At 52.9% G+C, this 14,858-nt stretch carries 7 protein-coding genes; 1 reads left to right on the top strand and 6 read right to left on the bottom strand.

What is annotated here, in order from left to right; translation table 11 throughout:
- Nucleotides 1-174: 174 nt before the first annotated feature.
- Entirely contained in the window at nt 175-816 is a 642-nt protein-coding gene (locus PAE68_RS05390; RefSeq protein WP_281884846.1) for an ABC transporter ATP-binding protein, read from the top strand.
- Nucleotides 817-918: 102 nt separating this feature from the next.
- Here the strand turns inward: PAE68_RS05390 and PAE68_RS05385 are convergent, their stop codons facing one another.
- The 6 genes from PAE68_RS05385 to PAE68_RS05360 form a co-directional block, all read right to left on the bottom strand.
- Entirely contained in the window at nt 919-1,890 is a 972-nt protein-coding gene (locus PAE68_RS05385; RefSeq protein WP_281884842.1) for a hypothetical protein, read from the bottom strand.
- Nucleotides 1,891-2,025: 135 nt separating this feature from the next.
- On the bottom strand, nt 2,026-3,147 hold the full coding sequence (locus PAE68_RS05380) for a type I phosphomannose isomerase catalytic subunit (RefSeq protein ID WP_281884839.1): 1,122 nt from the start codon (nt 3,145-3,147) through the stop codon (nt 2,026-2,028).
- A gap of 114 nt (nt 3,148-3,261) precedes the next feature.
- On the bottom strand, nt 3,262-8,508 hold the full coding sequence (locus PAE68_RS05375) for a chondroitinase-B domain-containing protein (RefSeq protein WP_281884835.1): 5,247 nt from the start codon (nt 8,506-8,508) through the stop codon (nt 3,262-3,264).
- 237 nt (nt 8,509-8,745) lie between these two features.
- Complete coding sequence (locus PAE68_RS05370) at nt 8,746-10,854, bottom strand: chondroitinase-B domain-containing protein (protein ID WP_281884832.1); 2,109 nt, start codon at nt 10,852-10,854, stop codon at nt 8,746-8,748.
- 29 nt (nt 10,855-10,883) lie between these two features.
- On the bottom strand, nt 10,884-12,803 hold the full coding sequence (locus tag PAE68_RS05365) for an S-layer homology domain-containing protein (protein WP_281884828.1): 1,920 nt from the start codon (nt 12,801-12,803) through the stop codon (nt 10,884-10,886).
- Nucleotides 12,804-12,817: 14 nt separating this feature from the next.
- On the bottom strand, nt 12,818-14,833 hold the full coding sequence (locus PAE68_RS05360) for a CBM96 family carbohydrate-binding protein (protein ID WP_281884826.1): 2,016 nt from the start codon (nt 14,831-14,833) through the stop codon (nt 12,818-12,820).
- Nucleotides 14,834-14,858 lie beyond the last annotated feature (25 nt).

The following is a 14,858-nucleotide window of genomic DNA, read 5'->3' as shown; positions in this document are numbered from 1 at the left end:
GGCTAGATCATCCCTACCTACCACTCTATTATAGTATGATCGATCATGTTTCATCGATGCACCCTCAGATACTCATGGCTGAGTTTATTGTCATTGCGTTTATTGGATTCTGGATAGTGTATAGAGCCAATCGTGTGGATTACTAACAAAAATATGAAGAGAGGGAGTACAAGGATGGTACCAGCAGTTCAACTTAATAAAGTTACAAAGACGATAAAGAACAGAAAAATTCTTAGTGATATTAATTTAACAATAGACTACGGGAAGGTAGTCGGAATCGTTGGACACAATGGTTCAGGAAAATCCATCTTATTTCGACTGATTTCAGGGTTAGTAAAGCCCACTATCGGAGAGATCATTGTACACGGAGAAACGCTGCACAAGAAGGCTTCATTTGCTAGTAATACTAGTTTCATTCTAGAGAAGCCTGGTTTTTTAGAGCAATATTCAGGCTTTGACAATCTAAAGTTTCTAGCAGATATTAAGCGGAAGATTAACTCAGAGCAAATCGGGAACACGATCAAGCGGGTAGGCCTGGATCCTGAGGATCGTAAGCCCGTAAAAACGTACTCGCTGGGCATGAAACAAAAACTCGCGATCGCTCAAGCGATTATGGAGCAGCCAGAACTTATCTTGCTTGATGAGCCAATGAACGGGTTAGATGAGGATTCGGTGGAACAGATGTATAACATTATTAGAGAGGAAAATCAGAGAGGTGCCACCATTTTGATAAGTTCTCATCATAAGATAGATATTGAAACGCTATGTCAACAGGTATATAAAGTTAATGCAGGGACGATTTCAGAACTGTCATGATACTATTTAGCTCCGTCAAAAGACTCCCACCACTCCATGTGAAGGGCATTGTGCAACATAGCCGCGTTAGCTGCACAACGCCCTAACATTCAGTGGTGGGAGCTACACCTCAATCAACTGAACTGCCTTGCCCCCGCACACGGCGCAGTGTCCGTTCAGCACAATCCCGTGCTTGTCCTGCGATACGGAGTAATCGCTCAAGCTTGTCCCCTTGCTGCAGGCCGAGCACCAGACGCTATGCAGCAGCTTCTGCCTCACTTCAGCTGGAATGCTCAGCCAACGTCTCATCGCCTCGTAAGATACAACGGTGCTCTTCATCGATTCCTGTGGCGATGTCGCTTCCTTCGGCATTCCCATCTTCTCTACGAGCGTATCGATCTGACGCGTCATCCACAGCTCGATATCATCGTCGTCTACCTCGCCATCCTCGTCGTCTTCCTCGTCGTCGTCGTCATCGAGATCATCCCACTCATTCGCCCAATCCGAGCTGAGCTTCGTCTTCTTCAGCACCTCCGTCTTCTCGTCTTCCCCGAGCCACTTCAGCTCGAAGTAGGACCCGATGAGCGAATCGTGAATGCCCCAGCAGAACAGATTGTCCCTCATCATGATGACCTTAAGCCGATCCTTATACGCCTCGTAGCGCTCGGCGCTCTCGTCCTTGTTCAGCTCCTGGATAACCGTCTCGAAGGAATCCGTCAGCAGATCGCCCATATTCTCGAATATATCGGCATAATCCTCAATGAACTGCGCCGCGGTCTCGCAGAAGTAGACGAGCAGCTCGAATGGCCACGCTGTGCCTGCTCCCGCCGCTCTCATCTCCGACAGCGTCTGCTCGACCTTGTCCACCTTCAGCTTCGGCATCCCCCGGCTTGGATAAAATTGCTTGCGAATCTCTTCCTTGCAGCTCTCGAGCAGCTCCAACGCATAATCCTCGCCCTGCAGCTTCACTGCAAGATAGCTGTGCAGCTGCTTATGGTCTGTGACCGCTTCGAGCAGCAGCTCCAGCAGCTCGTCCTTGGTGCGCTCCTTCAGCTTGCGCTTCAGCTGAGCGGCTGTCATCTTCTTGACTGGCATGTTCGTCAGCACCTGCTTTATGTTAATGTCGATTTATATAGTGTATCAACGCATAGTCCTTGACCGCAAGTAGCTTTTTACGATGAGAAAAGACAGCGGAATCCGCTGCCCTCTCCATTATCATTATTCACACGGCTACGTCCGCGGCGGGTAGCAGAGCACCACCTGCAGCTCTTCCTCTCCTTGACGGACCCAGGTCATCTCCTTCACTCCGGCTGGCAGGAACAATTGATCGCCCTGCTGCACCTGAATGCTCTGATCATCCCAGCGCAGCTCCCCGGACCCTTGCACGACGATGGCAATATGGAAGCCATCCTCTTGCGTCTTCTTGTGAGATCCAGATACCTCCAGCACATTCATTAGGAAACGATCCGTGTCCTCGACGCCGATCAGCTCATATTCGCTGCTCTCCGAGGTGGAGACGACGGTGCGCTTCTTTTTCTTAAATCGGTCAAGCGTCTCCTCCAGCCCTCTTGCTTCGTACGTGAAGCAGTCGAGCATCCCCTCGAAGCCGATGTTCTGATGGCACGCCTCATCGGGAACCTTGATACCACGAGGCGTCGTTCGCTCGACGCGCAGCGTCAGATCGGTCGGCTCCTGAATCTCAATGAGGAAGCAGCCTGCGCCGATCGCGTGCGGCACGCCGCCTTCGACGAGGTACACATCGCCCTTGTTAATCGGTATGCGATGGAGCGCATCGAGCATCTCGTCAATCGCTTGTCTGTCGAATATGTCCTTCCAGATCTCCTTCGTAATGCCCGGCTTGAAGCCCATGTACAGGCATGGCTGCTCACCGTTGATCTCACGTCCGCCTAGGATGTACCACGCCTCGGTCTTGCCGAATTCGGACTGGAACTTCTCTCTGGCATCCTGCGGACTCGGGTGCACCTGAATCGTGAGACGCTCGCTCGAATCGAGCACCTTCACCAGAACGGCCATCTGCTCGTTGTAATGGGCAGTGTGCGCGGCGCCCAAGTACGCTGCAGGGTTGGAATCGACCAAGCTCTTCAGCGTAATCACTTCGTCGCTGCCTATCAAGTCCACCTGGCTCCAGCCCTCATGGATGTGCTCTCGACCTGCATTCTTGGCCTTAACGGTAGATGCCACCCACTCCTCGGGAAACTCCGAATCGACCGGCTCGGGCTTGTGCTGCCAGCTCTCGATCAGCTTGCCACCCGTATACGTTCTCCATACCCGATTGCTCTTGAGCTTGAGCGGCTGACCGCTCAAAGCTTCCATGTTGTTTACAGTAGACATCGTTTCATCCTCCATCTTCTATCTATCCGTGTATTATAACAGCCTGAAGTGCCGAGGAATATCCCCGGCACTTCGAGTTGCTGAAGCTGCCGCGTTAGCGGCGCATTCGTCTACTTAATTCGAGTCAAACAGCGCGACTGGCATCGCTAATGGCTGCATGCCGTTCATACTATCCCACACGAACGCCTTCACCGTATAGCCAGCACCTGCTGCCTCCGGCAAGTCGAAGCCTGCTCCGACTGTAATCGTCGCTTGACCTGCCACCTGCTGCTCCACATATGCGATACGCTTCACCGCTTGATCCGGTCCGTACAGCGCGATGATGAACGCTGCATGAGACTCGGTCTGTGTCACATTCTTCAGCTTCGCCGATACGTTGAGGAAGCCGCCACCTGTCAGTGCAGTCACAGGTTGACCGGACATGTTCGTCGCTGTCACATCCGACACCTGGAAGGCGAACTGCAGGTCCGGCTGTGGCTCTTCTGGCTCTTGCGGCTGTTCAGGCTCTTGTGGATTGCCTGGATCGCCTGGGTCACCCGGCTCGCCTGGCTCTTGCGGCTGCTCGCCGCCTGTCGTCGCACGGACAACCTTGAGCGTAGGAACTCGGTCTACATTCGTCTCTTCCTTCGAGTAGATCGTCACGTTGCCGTTTTGTCCGAGCGTATCTGCAATCAGGAATGTCGCTTGACCGTCTGCTTGCGCACGGACGAAATCAGTCACATCGACACTATACTTCATCACGTCTGCACTGTCGATCGTAAACGTTCCGAGCCATACCGCTGTCGTACCTACTCCTACTACATCAGCAATACTATCCGCACGGTTCGTCGCATTGTTCCATGTCAGTGTCGACTCGTTCCAGTCGTCAGACTGCAGGCCATACACATCGAACTTAACCGACGTTGTGCTGCTGCCAATCTTGCCGTGCAGCTCTAGTACAGCAGACTGCGCGTTGTCAAGACCAGCAACAGGGAACTTGAGATACGCCATACGTCCCTTCAGACCGTCTGCGGAACGCTTCACATTGAAATATTTGAACCAATTGCGGTCGGAAGCACCTGCAGTTGTCTTCTCAACATCCTCAACACCATAGTTCGTACCCGGCTTCTCGATATCGATCTTGGCGTCATCGGATGGGAGAATCGTCTCCTCCGGCACTTCGACAGGAGGAGGTACTTCACCGCCGCCACCGTTGCCACCGCCATTGCCAGGCTGCTGCACCTCTCCCTGAACGTCGACTTCCAAGTTGTCTTTAATCACATTACCTTGCATCACAGTTCCAGTTCCGGCATCAAGCTTCAAGCCGTTCGTGTTACCAGTAATGGTGTTGTTCTCGATTCGAACATCAACCGGATCGCCTGCACCTACCGCATTCGCATTCGTATCCCCCGGGTCACGCTCTAGCAAAATCCCCCAGAAGCCCGACGCCGTGTTACCTGTAATCGTGTTATTGCGAATAAGGGTACGAGGACCGTTCTGAATGAGAATACCGCGGGAGCTCGATGGCTCCGTCGTTCCTGTAATGGTGTTGTTCTCAATCAGCGTATCCGGCGAACCCATGTGAACCTTGATACCTTCACGCGAGTTCGTAATCGTATTGTTCACGATATGGTTATAAGGACCCGCTGCATCATGATTGCTTGGCGCCGTACCGCCCGTGTTACCCAGTGCAATACCCGCACCTGTCAAGACGCCAGAAATGTTGTTGCTGTCAATCTTGTTCAGGTACTCATCTTCACCATGAAGATCGATCGCATCCAATCTCATGCCCGTGAAGACGTTGTTCCGAATTTCATTGTTATGCGCATAGTACTGCAAAATAATACCATGACGAATGTAAGGACCAACGAATGTGCTGTTCTCTACGACGTTATGGCGCGTATCGTTGGCATAGCCAAGTCGATCTGTCTTCGCAATACCTTGAATCGAGACCGCATAACCTGCACCGCCGCCGCCGACGTCAGTGAGGTTCTGGAACTTCGAGTTTTTCACGACGGTATCACGGCTCTTACTAATACGCACACCCATCTTCTGGATCTTCTCAATCGTCACTTGATCGATCGTAACGTTGTACGAAGGCTGACCCAGCTTATCCTCGAGCACGATGCCGTAGAACGGACCGCCGCTCTCCGGATTGTTCACCGTGTGATCAGTCGAGTAGTTACCGTTGAACGTCGAAGTCAACGTCATATTCGAGATCACAATATCATGCTTGTTGTAGCCGCTCATAATCTTCGTGTTGGAGGACGTATTATCGAAGTGTGAGCGAAGCACCGCTCCATCCTGACTTTCTCCACGAAGGTTGACATTGTTCTTCAAGCTCAAGTGCGATGTACCATCTGTAGGCAGCGTTGTAATCAAGTCATAGACGCCGTTAGGCACATACACTTCATCACCAGCTTGCGCCGCGTTGATCGCCGCTTGAATCGCCTGTGCATCGTCGAGTCCGTCATTCGGCACTGCGCCGTATTGCTGAACGTTCAGCGTCGCGCCTGTTACCGGATTCGGCGTATGCATCGGATATGGTGTGCCGTCTGCCTTATACATACCTGCTACCGTATATGGCGGCACATCCTCCTTCACCTCTGGCGGTGGCGGAATGAGAGGCAGCAACACATTCGAGCCATCAGAGGAAGGCCCATAGATGTGAACGACGGTCACACTGTTCCACGCATTCACCGAGTTACCGAGACCGTTAAGTCGTACGTAACGAGCCTGCGTATCTGCAAAATCAAAAGCTTCCATCTCCAGCGTCGTTCCACTGCTCTCACCTGAGTACACCTGCGTCCAGTTCTGAGCATCCGTCGATACTTCGAGATTGAAGATCGTCTTGCGTACATGTCCGCTATGGAACGCGGCGCCGATATAGCTGATCGTCTTCGACGCGCCCAGATCCAGCAGCAGCCACTGTGGCTCGCGAATCCCGTCTACAACAGCACTCTGCGCAGACCAACGCGTAGTGAGACTGTCGTCAAGCACGTTGTCTGGGAAGTTACCGTCATGTCCGCTCGCGGCTACCGATTCAACGGTATACTTCTGAGCGATCGCTCCAGCTGGAGGATCGGTCGGCGTCTCCGTTGGCGGCGGTGTCGTAGGTGTGCCGTTCTGAGGAGCCGGTGTCTCATGGGCGCCTACATGTAGAGCCGATGCACGCTGGCTATCCTCAGTATGCACGAAATCATAAGAGCCTGTTGCCGCATTCAAAGCCGGGCTGTTCGCAGCTGGGCGGTATTCGCCTTCCCACTGCACGAGAAGCGGATCGATGACCTTGATCTGATCGTCTGTTGCCGTAATGCCCATCGTAGCCGTTCCCTTAGGGAACATGATGTTGCCTTGCCAGCTGAAGCCAGACTTCAGACTGCTGCTATCTGTCTTGAACTCGACCAGCGGATTTTCGTTACCGACAACAATGTTGTTAGCGAACGTAATCTGCTGAGGCGGCTTCGTGTAGTTGTTGTTATTCGTGTAGCCAAGCTCAATGTTATGCACGTTATTGACCAGCGTATTGTGGGCAATGACGATGTTGCGTGGGCGGAAGTGCTTCGTCAAGTTCGTCGACGAGCTGTAATCCGCGTCACCATTCGTAATCGTAATCGGCGCATCCCACGTCGTACCAGTCAAGCCTTCGAAGTAGTTGTTGAAGATTTTGTGATCGTCGCCGTATACACGAACGCCGCCTGTTCCGAGAACCTTGTTACTTGCATCAAGTCCTGTTCTCATGTTACCAAGGAAGCGATTGCCGTATACGAGTGTTCCATTGCCATGACGCAACGATACCGTACCGAGAGACTCCTTGAACGTATTGTAGCGAATGACATTTTTACCACTCTTAATCGAAATGATCTCCGGATCTGAATCCGCACGCTCAAATACGTTATGCTCAATGAGAGTGAACGAGTCATACAGCGAAAGTCCGCTCTCACCGACACGAATCGGCTCGGATTCGTTCACCTGTCTTGGCAGCGTGTTGCGGAAGATGTTATGGTCAATCCGGTCATACTTGGAGATTCCTGTGAAGCCTGGGTTATCTCCGCCAATGACGATGAACTTCCCTGTGTCCTGCTTGTTCTCGAACACACTATGGTCTACCCGATTGTGCGAGCTTAACGGTCCATCAATCATCACCCAAGTAGAGGAGCCGGTGTGCGGCGGATTGTTGAACGTCATTCCGGTCAAACGAACATAGTTGTTGTTCGTCATACGAATCGAATAGCTGCCCGTGTTCTTGAACGTCAGTCCGTCCAGCACGAGATGGGACGATTCCTTGATGTACAAGGTGTTGCCCGTTATGGTAGCCATTCCCTTATTCTTCGCTTTGATCCGAATAGGCTTCTCCGCTGTACCGTGAAGCTTCGAGATGGATGGGAACGTGTAGTTGCCATCACTCAATTCAATAAGATCTCCCGGCTTCGCACCTGTAATAGCAGTAGACAGCTGCGAGCTGCTGGATACTGAAACCAGTCGATCTGTCGGATACTGTGGATCGTCCGGCTGGCCAGTTCCTGGGTTGTTGCCCGGATCTGTCGGGCCTGGATCTGTTGGACCTGGATCTGTTGGACCTGGATCTGTCGGACCTGGATCTGTCGGACCTGGATCTGTCGGACCTGGATCTGTTGGACCTGGATCTGTCGGACCTGGATCTGTCGGACCTGGATCTGTTGGACCCGTTATTGGAGCTGGAGCCTTAACAATAACATCGTCGAACAGCGCCGACTGACCTGCGTAGCCTGCTGCGTTGTTATTCACGTAAAGACCGATGGAGCCTTGTGTAAGCTCACTGTCCGTTGCGGACACAACTAATTGACCATCGACATAGCCCTCAAGAGACGTGCCCTTGACGACTAGACGCAGCTCATACACCTTCGATGTATCAATCGCGTCGGTCATCATAACCGTCTGCAGAGTCGTCTCACTGTTGCTCACACGCCTGGTCAGCAACACATCATCCTTCGTCTGGCTACGGCGAATAATCAGTCCGTAATAGTTGTTCTTGTCTGTATAGCGCGCGGCAACGCCGACACGAGCAGAGCTGGAAGTCGGTATGCCCGTCATCGTCGCCTTAGCCGATACCTCATAATCGGTCCAAGATAGATCTCCGCGTGCTGCCACGTACGTGGTGCCTGTTGCAGCCTGCTTCAGCATCTGGGAGCCTTGAGTCTCGAGCACCCAGTTGCCATTATTCGTGCCGTTGGTCCATGTAGAGCCAACCGGACTTGCCGAGTATGAATTGAAATCATCCTCGAGCAGAACGACCAAGTCGTTCTGCTCCGCCTGTACCGCCGTGCTCATCGGCAGCTGAATCGCGCTTAACGCGAATATACCAACGAGCATGATCAGCAACATTCGTTTGATGCGGTTCATGGTAAGCCTCCTTTGTATACGGTTACTGCGTAAGAATTAATACACTACATGTGAATGTGCATGCCTTACAGCAACACGGCTGCATCTGCACATGCCACCGCGCCTTGCTACCATCTAATCACGATGCGACCAGCTTCTCCATTCGCTGCTATGGAAGCAACTGCGTATTTCTACGCAGTTGCTCCTGAAGGATGGTACAACCATTTCGTTTGTTAGTAGCGTCGTTGATGTGCCGATCTAAGGAGCTGGTACCTCATGCGCACCCACATGATAAGCCGAAGCGCGCTGACTGTCCTCTGTATACACAAAATCATATGAGCCCGTGGCCGCATTCAAAGCTGGACTGTTCGAAGCTGGTCGGTATTCTCCGTTCCACTTCACAAGCAGCGGGTCTACGACCTTGATCTGACTAGCGGTCGCCGTGATCCCCAGTGTTGCGGTTCCGGTAGGGAACATGATGTTGCCTTGCCAGATGAAGCCAGCTTTCAACGCGCTATCCTCTGTCTTGAACTCAACCAGCGGATTCTCGCTTCCAACCACAACGTTGTTAGCGAACGTAATCTGCTGAGGCGGCTTCGTGTAATTGTTATTGTTCGTATAGCCCAGTTCAATGTTATGCACGTTATTGATCAGCGTATTGTGAGCAATAACGACGTTACGCGGAAGGTAATGCTTCGTCAAGTCGGTAGATGAGCTGTAATCGGCATCCCCGTTCGTAATCGTAATCGGCGCATCCCACGTCGTGCCAGTCAGACCTTCAAAGTAGTTATTGAAAATTTTGTGATCGTCACCGTATACACGAATGCCGCCCGTTCCAAGGAATTTGCCCGTCTGATCAAGTCCAGTTCTCAAGTTACCAAGGAAGCGATTGCCGTATACGAGCGTTCCATTCCCGTGACGCAACGATACCGTACCCAGAGATTCCTTGAAGGTATTGTAGCGAATCACATTTTTGCCGCTCTTCACCGAAATAATCTCCGGATCTGAATCTGTACGCTCAAAGACGTTGTGCTCCACTAGCGTGAACGAGTCATACAAAGAAAGCTTGCTCTCACCGATTCGGATCGGTTCGGATTCGTTCACCTGTCTCGGCAGCGTGTTACGGAAGGTGTTATGATCAATTCGATCATAGCGGGAAATACCAGTGAAGCCCGGGTTATCTCCACCAATGACAATGAACTTTCCTGTATCCTTCTTGTTCTCGAACACACTGTGGTCTACCCGATTATGGGAGCTTAACGGTCCATCAATCATCACCCAGGTAGATGAGCCCGTGTGCGGCGGATTATTGAACTTGCTTGCAGTCAGACGAATATAGTTGTTATTCGTCATGCGAACAGAATAGCTGCCGGTGTTCTTGAACGTCAGTCCGTCGAGCACCAGATGGGACGACTCCTTGATGTACACGGTACTGCCCGTTACAACAGCCAATCCGGTATTCTTCGCTTTGATTCGAATAGGCTTCTCCGCTGTGCCGTGCAGCTTCGAGATCGATGGGAACGTATAGTTGCCATCATTCAATTCAATGAGATCTCCCGGCTTCGCACCTGTGATAGCAGCAGACAACTGCGAGCTGTTGGATACTGGAACCAAGCGATCTGTCGGATACTGCGGTTCTTCCGGACCTACAGGTCCTGGGTCGTTCGGATTCGGGTCAGTTGAACCCTGACCCTTCACAATGACATCATCAAACAGCGTCGACTTTCCTGCATAGCCCGATCCATTATTCACGTAGAGCGCGATGGAGCCTTGAGTAAGCGCAGTGTCCGTTGCCGACACGAGCAACTGACCGTCTACATAGCCTTCCAGAGAAGTTCCTGTTACGACCAGTCGCAGCGTATACAGCTTGGATGTATTAATTGTGCTGCTAACGGTTACCGTCTTTAGCGTCGACTCGCTGTTGCTTACTCTTTTGGTCAGCAACACTTCATCCTTAGTCTGGCTACGACGAATGAGCAATGTGTAGTAGTTGTTCTTGTCGGTGTAGCGTGCGGCAACACCGACACGAGCAGAACCAGTGGTAGGTGTACCCGTCAACCTGACCTTAGCCGATACCTCGTAATCTGTCCAAGTCGTATCCCCTCGTGCTGCCACATAGGTAGATCCTGTTGCAGCTTGCTTCAGCATCTGGGAACCATGAGCTTCGAGAACCCAGCTCCCGTTGTTCGTCCCGTTGCTCCATGTGGAGCCAACCGGACTTTGCGAGTAGGCATTGAAATCATCCTCTAGCAGAACAATACCACCATTCTGCTCCGCCTGTACATCCGTACCTAGCGGCAACTGAATTACGCTTAAGGCAAATACACCGACAAGTACCAGCAACAAGAGTCGTTTGACGCGATTCATTGTAAACCTCCCTTGAATATGGTTACTGCTTAAGGATTAATGAACTGCAGGTGAACGAGCATACGCTTCAGCATCGCTGCAGCCTCTGCGCGTGTTGCCGTCTGGCCTGGTACGAATGTATCACTCGTCATGCCATTCACCAGCTTCGCCTGTACCGCAGCAGCGACATCGGATTTCGCCCACGACGAGATCGAGCCAGCGTCTGCGAATGTGATAGATGCAGGATCAGCAGTTACCTTCCCGCCTGCAAAGCTCGCCGCTCTCATCATCATGACAGCTGCCTCTTCACGAGTAACCAGACGATCCGGACGGAACGAGCCATCCTCATATCCGTTAATGAGACCTACTTGCGATGCAGTGCTCACCGTTGATGCGAACCACTGCTCCTTGCTTACATCGGAGAACGATGCTGTGCCTATCGATGCACGAAGACCTAATGCGCGGACGAGCATCGCGGCAAGCTCAGCGCGTGTTACTTGACCGTTCGGTGTGAATTGACCTTCGGACGTGCCATTGAGTACCCACTTGGAGGCAAGCTGCTCAATATCGCTCTTCGCCCAGCTTCCTTGCACATCGCCGAACGTCACTTGCTTCTCCATCACGGTGTAGATACTATTACCGTTCCGCTTCAGTACAGCCAATGTCTTCCCATCGGCCTGCTCGAAAGTAGTCGGTACGAACTGGATCTCACCCGAAGCTGGATCGTACAGCACACCTGTTGCTACGGAAGTGTTGACCGATTGTGGAAGCTCCACTGTTCTCGATACGTAGGTCGAACCGAAATCGGTAAGCTCTACAGTCGAACTACCGTTCGTCACCTGTACCGAATATTCAACCGGTGCGACGAGCATTGTGTTACCGAGCTTTTGTGTCAGGCTATCCTGTACCGCTTTAGGAGCTTGCTCTACAGTAATCGACAGCTGACCGGAATCGCCGAGCTTACCTGCCAATGCTGCTGCCGGGATGCTGTAGCTGCCGCCCTTCACAGCGACGGACAATACGGCGTTAGCGTTCGTCTTCACGAGCTGAGACACCTGGCTGGCAGGAAGCTCCAGTCGAACGTCCTTGTGAGTGGTCATGTCAATGGATACGACCGGCTTGCCACCAGTGGCTGTTACCTTACTGATCGCCTGAGTCAGCTCTGCGCCAGATAGCGTAGCCTTCGTCACCACTGTTCCGTCGGCGCGCTTCACCTGCTCCTGAGCTGCTGGCTTCACAGGAACTGTTGTCTCGCTGGTAGGATTCTGGGTGTTACCGGTTGTTGTACCCGACTGACCATTGCCTGTGTTTGTGTCACCGCCATTGCCTTCGCCGCCGCCGTTACCACCGCCATTACCTTCGCCGCCGCCGTTACCACCGCCATTGCCTTCGCCGCCGCCGTTACCACTGCCGTTGCCTTCGCCGCCGCCGTTACCACTGCCGTTGCCTTCGCCGCCGCCGTTACCACTGCCGTTGCCTTCGCCGCCGCCGTTACCGCCGCTGTTGCCTTCGCCGCCGCCGTTACTGCCGCCGTTGCCTTCGCCACCGCCGTTACTGCCGCCGTTGCCTTCTCCGCCGCCGTTACTCGGCTGACCGCCTCCACTTGATCCAGTTCCCTCACCCGGATACTGGAACGACGTCGTCTGCGTCTGGCTCACACCCGTACCGCCAACGGCGACCTGATACGTGCCCTGCACGCTAGAGTTCAACGTATACGTAAACGAATACGCACCGCCGTCTCCTGTTGTCGTCTGGTTAATATAATCGACCTTGCCATTCGGCGCCGTAACGCGAACCGTCACTTGCTTGCCGGCCCCAGCCGCCAGCGCACCGGAGATTGTAATGACTGGACTGCTCGCATTCGACGACACCTGTACCGATAGTTGGGCTACGCTTGCCGAAACAGGCAGCGCAGCCGAGCTTAGCAGCATGACAGATAGCATGAATGCTGCAACTTTTCTCGTTCTCATTGTCATCCTCCTCATTACTCATTCCCATATTGTCTCGTATGATACAGCTCTTGAGTGCCATCCCCTTGAGCATCCAGAACCGACAGCTCGAAGTAATGACCGTTCTCTAGAGTCCCTTCCTGTATGCTCCACTCGAACGATACGGAGGCGTCAGGCTTCACCTTGCTCTGCATCGTTGTAGCAGCTACCTGCACGTCAGATCCATTGGCAATCTTCATAAGACGAAGTCGCAGCAGCACCATATGTGTATCTGCCGAGAGGCTGGCAAGCTCACCGCTCATTGTAACGAACGCGTGACCGTTCAGCGCTGTAATCGCATCTCCATCCAGGTTCTGGAACTGAACCTCACGCACGACAAGCGGATACTTAGGCGTAGTTGTTACAGCCTCGGACCAGTCGCTTTCGAACGCGTCGTTAGCTGCCTTAATCTTGTAAGAATACGTCTGATCGTTCAGAACAGTTGTATCCGTATACGTCTGTCCAGTGGTCTCACCAAGCAGTACGAAGTCGTTGCCTTCGCTGCGATACACACGATAGATCGAGGCATGCGTGGACTTGCTCCAGCTAAGCTCCACACGCTTACTTGCAGCCGCTACGGTTACATCTGCCGGAACAGAAGGAGTAGCCAGCGGTACAACGCCAAGCACGAGCACTGGCGGCTGATTAATGGAATTTTCCTTCGTCGCATAGTTCGCTCCACGGCTTACTCTCGACGTCGATTCCAGATAGAAGCTCGCGACACCGTCGCTCTGGCCGCGTACGAACTCAGCAGCGTCGAACTCGATGTAAGAGCCAGCCTTATCCGAGTTCACTCTGACCTGCCCGATCTCGACACCAACCTCTTGAGGACGATTGACATCAGTCAAGTCCGCTTCCGACCAAGCATCCGCTTGAATCCCGTACAGCGTAACATCATAGCCGTCTGCAGGCGTGCTGCTCTCAAGTCCTGTGACGTACAGCTTGACGACAGCCGACTCCAGATTGCCAGAGTACGTCGGTACCGAGAACTTCAGATACGCTCTGCGAATATCTGTACCGGAGGAGTTGCTCTTAACGTTCATCGTCGTAGCCGAACCGAACGGACCGCTGCCGGTTCTCGTATACGAATCGTCTGACGCAGTGGACACGAGCTGCTGTCCAGCCGTCGTCACCGTAGCGTTCTCGCTGGCGGTCGACATATTGCCGCTCGGATCTACAGCGTGTACCCGATACGTATAGGTCGTTCCAGGTGTAAGACCTTCTTCGGTATATACCAGCTCCTGTGTCTGACCTCGCACCGCATCGTTACGGTACACCACATAAGTGACGGTTCCGGAATTATCGGAGGAAGCATTCCAAGACACCTGTACACTGCCGCTTGACAGCTGCTGGGCTGTAACGGAGCCCGGAACTGTAGGAGGCTGTGTATCTGTTGTCGATGCCGGACGTGCCATCAAGACGAGCTGTGGCGCGTTCTGGCCTTCCTTAGCTCCATAATCCGCTCCCTTGCTCGACTCTACGCCTCGAATACGGAAGCTAAGCTTGGAGTCGGACTGTGCAGTCACATACTCTGACACATCGATGCCGATATAAGAACCGACATGGTCCGCCTTGACGGTAAGTGTACCGATGATCTGACCTTCATCAGCAGGTGTCGTCGCATAGGTCATAGTGTCCTCGGACCAGTTATCGTCCGTCATCCCGCGAATCTCCAGGTTGTACTGTCCGCCACCAGTAATCGTAGCTGACTCCATTGATACGACGTACAATCTCAGCTCAGCGGCATACACTTGACCGGTTACCGTCGAAGCATCGAATTGAAGGAACGCATCCCGGTTCTCCGTAGATGTGCGCTTTACTTTCATCTTATCGCTTGTGCCATACACGGTATTGGCATTCGCGCCGCCCTGTACCCAAGTATCCTTCGTCGAGTTCAGTGTATAAGCGACAGCTTCCTCTGCTGCCGACGCGGGGGAAGCGGACCATAGTCCGCCCGTTCCGATACCCGCCGCCAGCAGGAAGCTCATTCCAGCTGCTATAAGCCTTTTCATCGTCCCGCTCCTTTCTCCTGGCTGC

Origin of the sequence: Paenibacillus sp. YYML68, assembly GCF_027923405.1 — a bacterium.
In the GTDB taxonomy this organism is placed as follows: Bacteria; Bacillota; Bacilli; order Paenibacillales; family NBRC-103111; genus Paenibacillus_G.
This window is presented reverse-complemented; position numbering and strand designations above follow the sequence as displayed.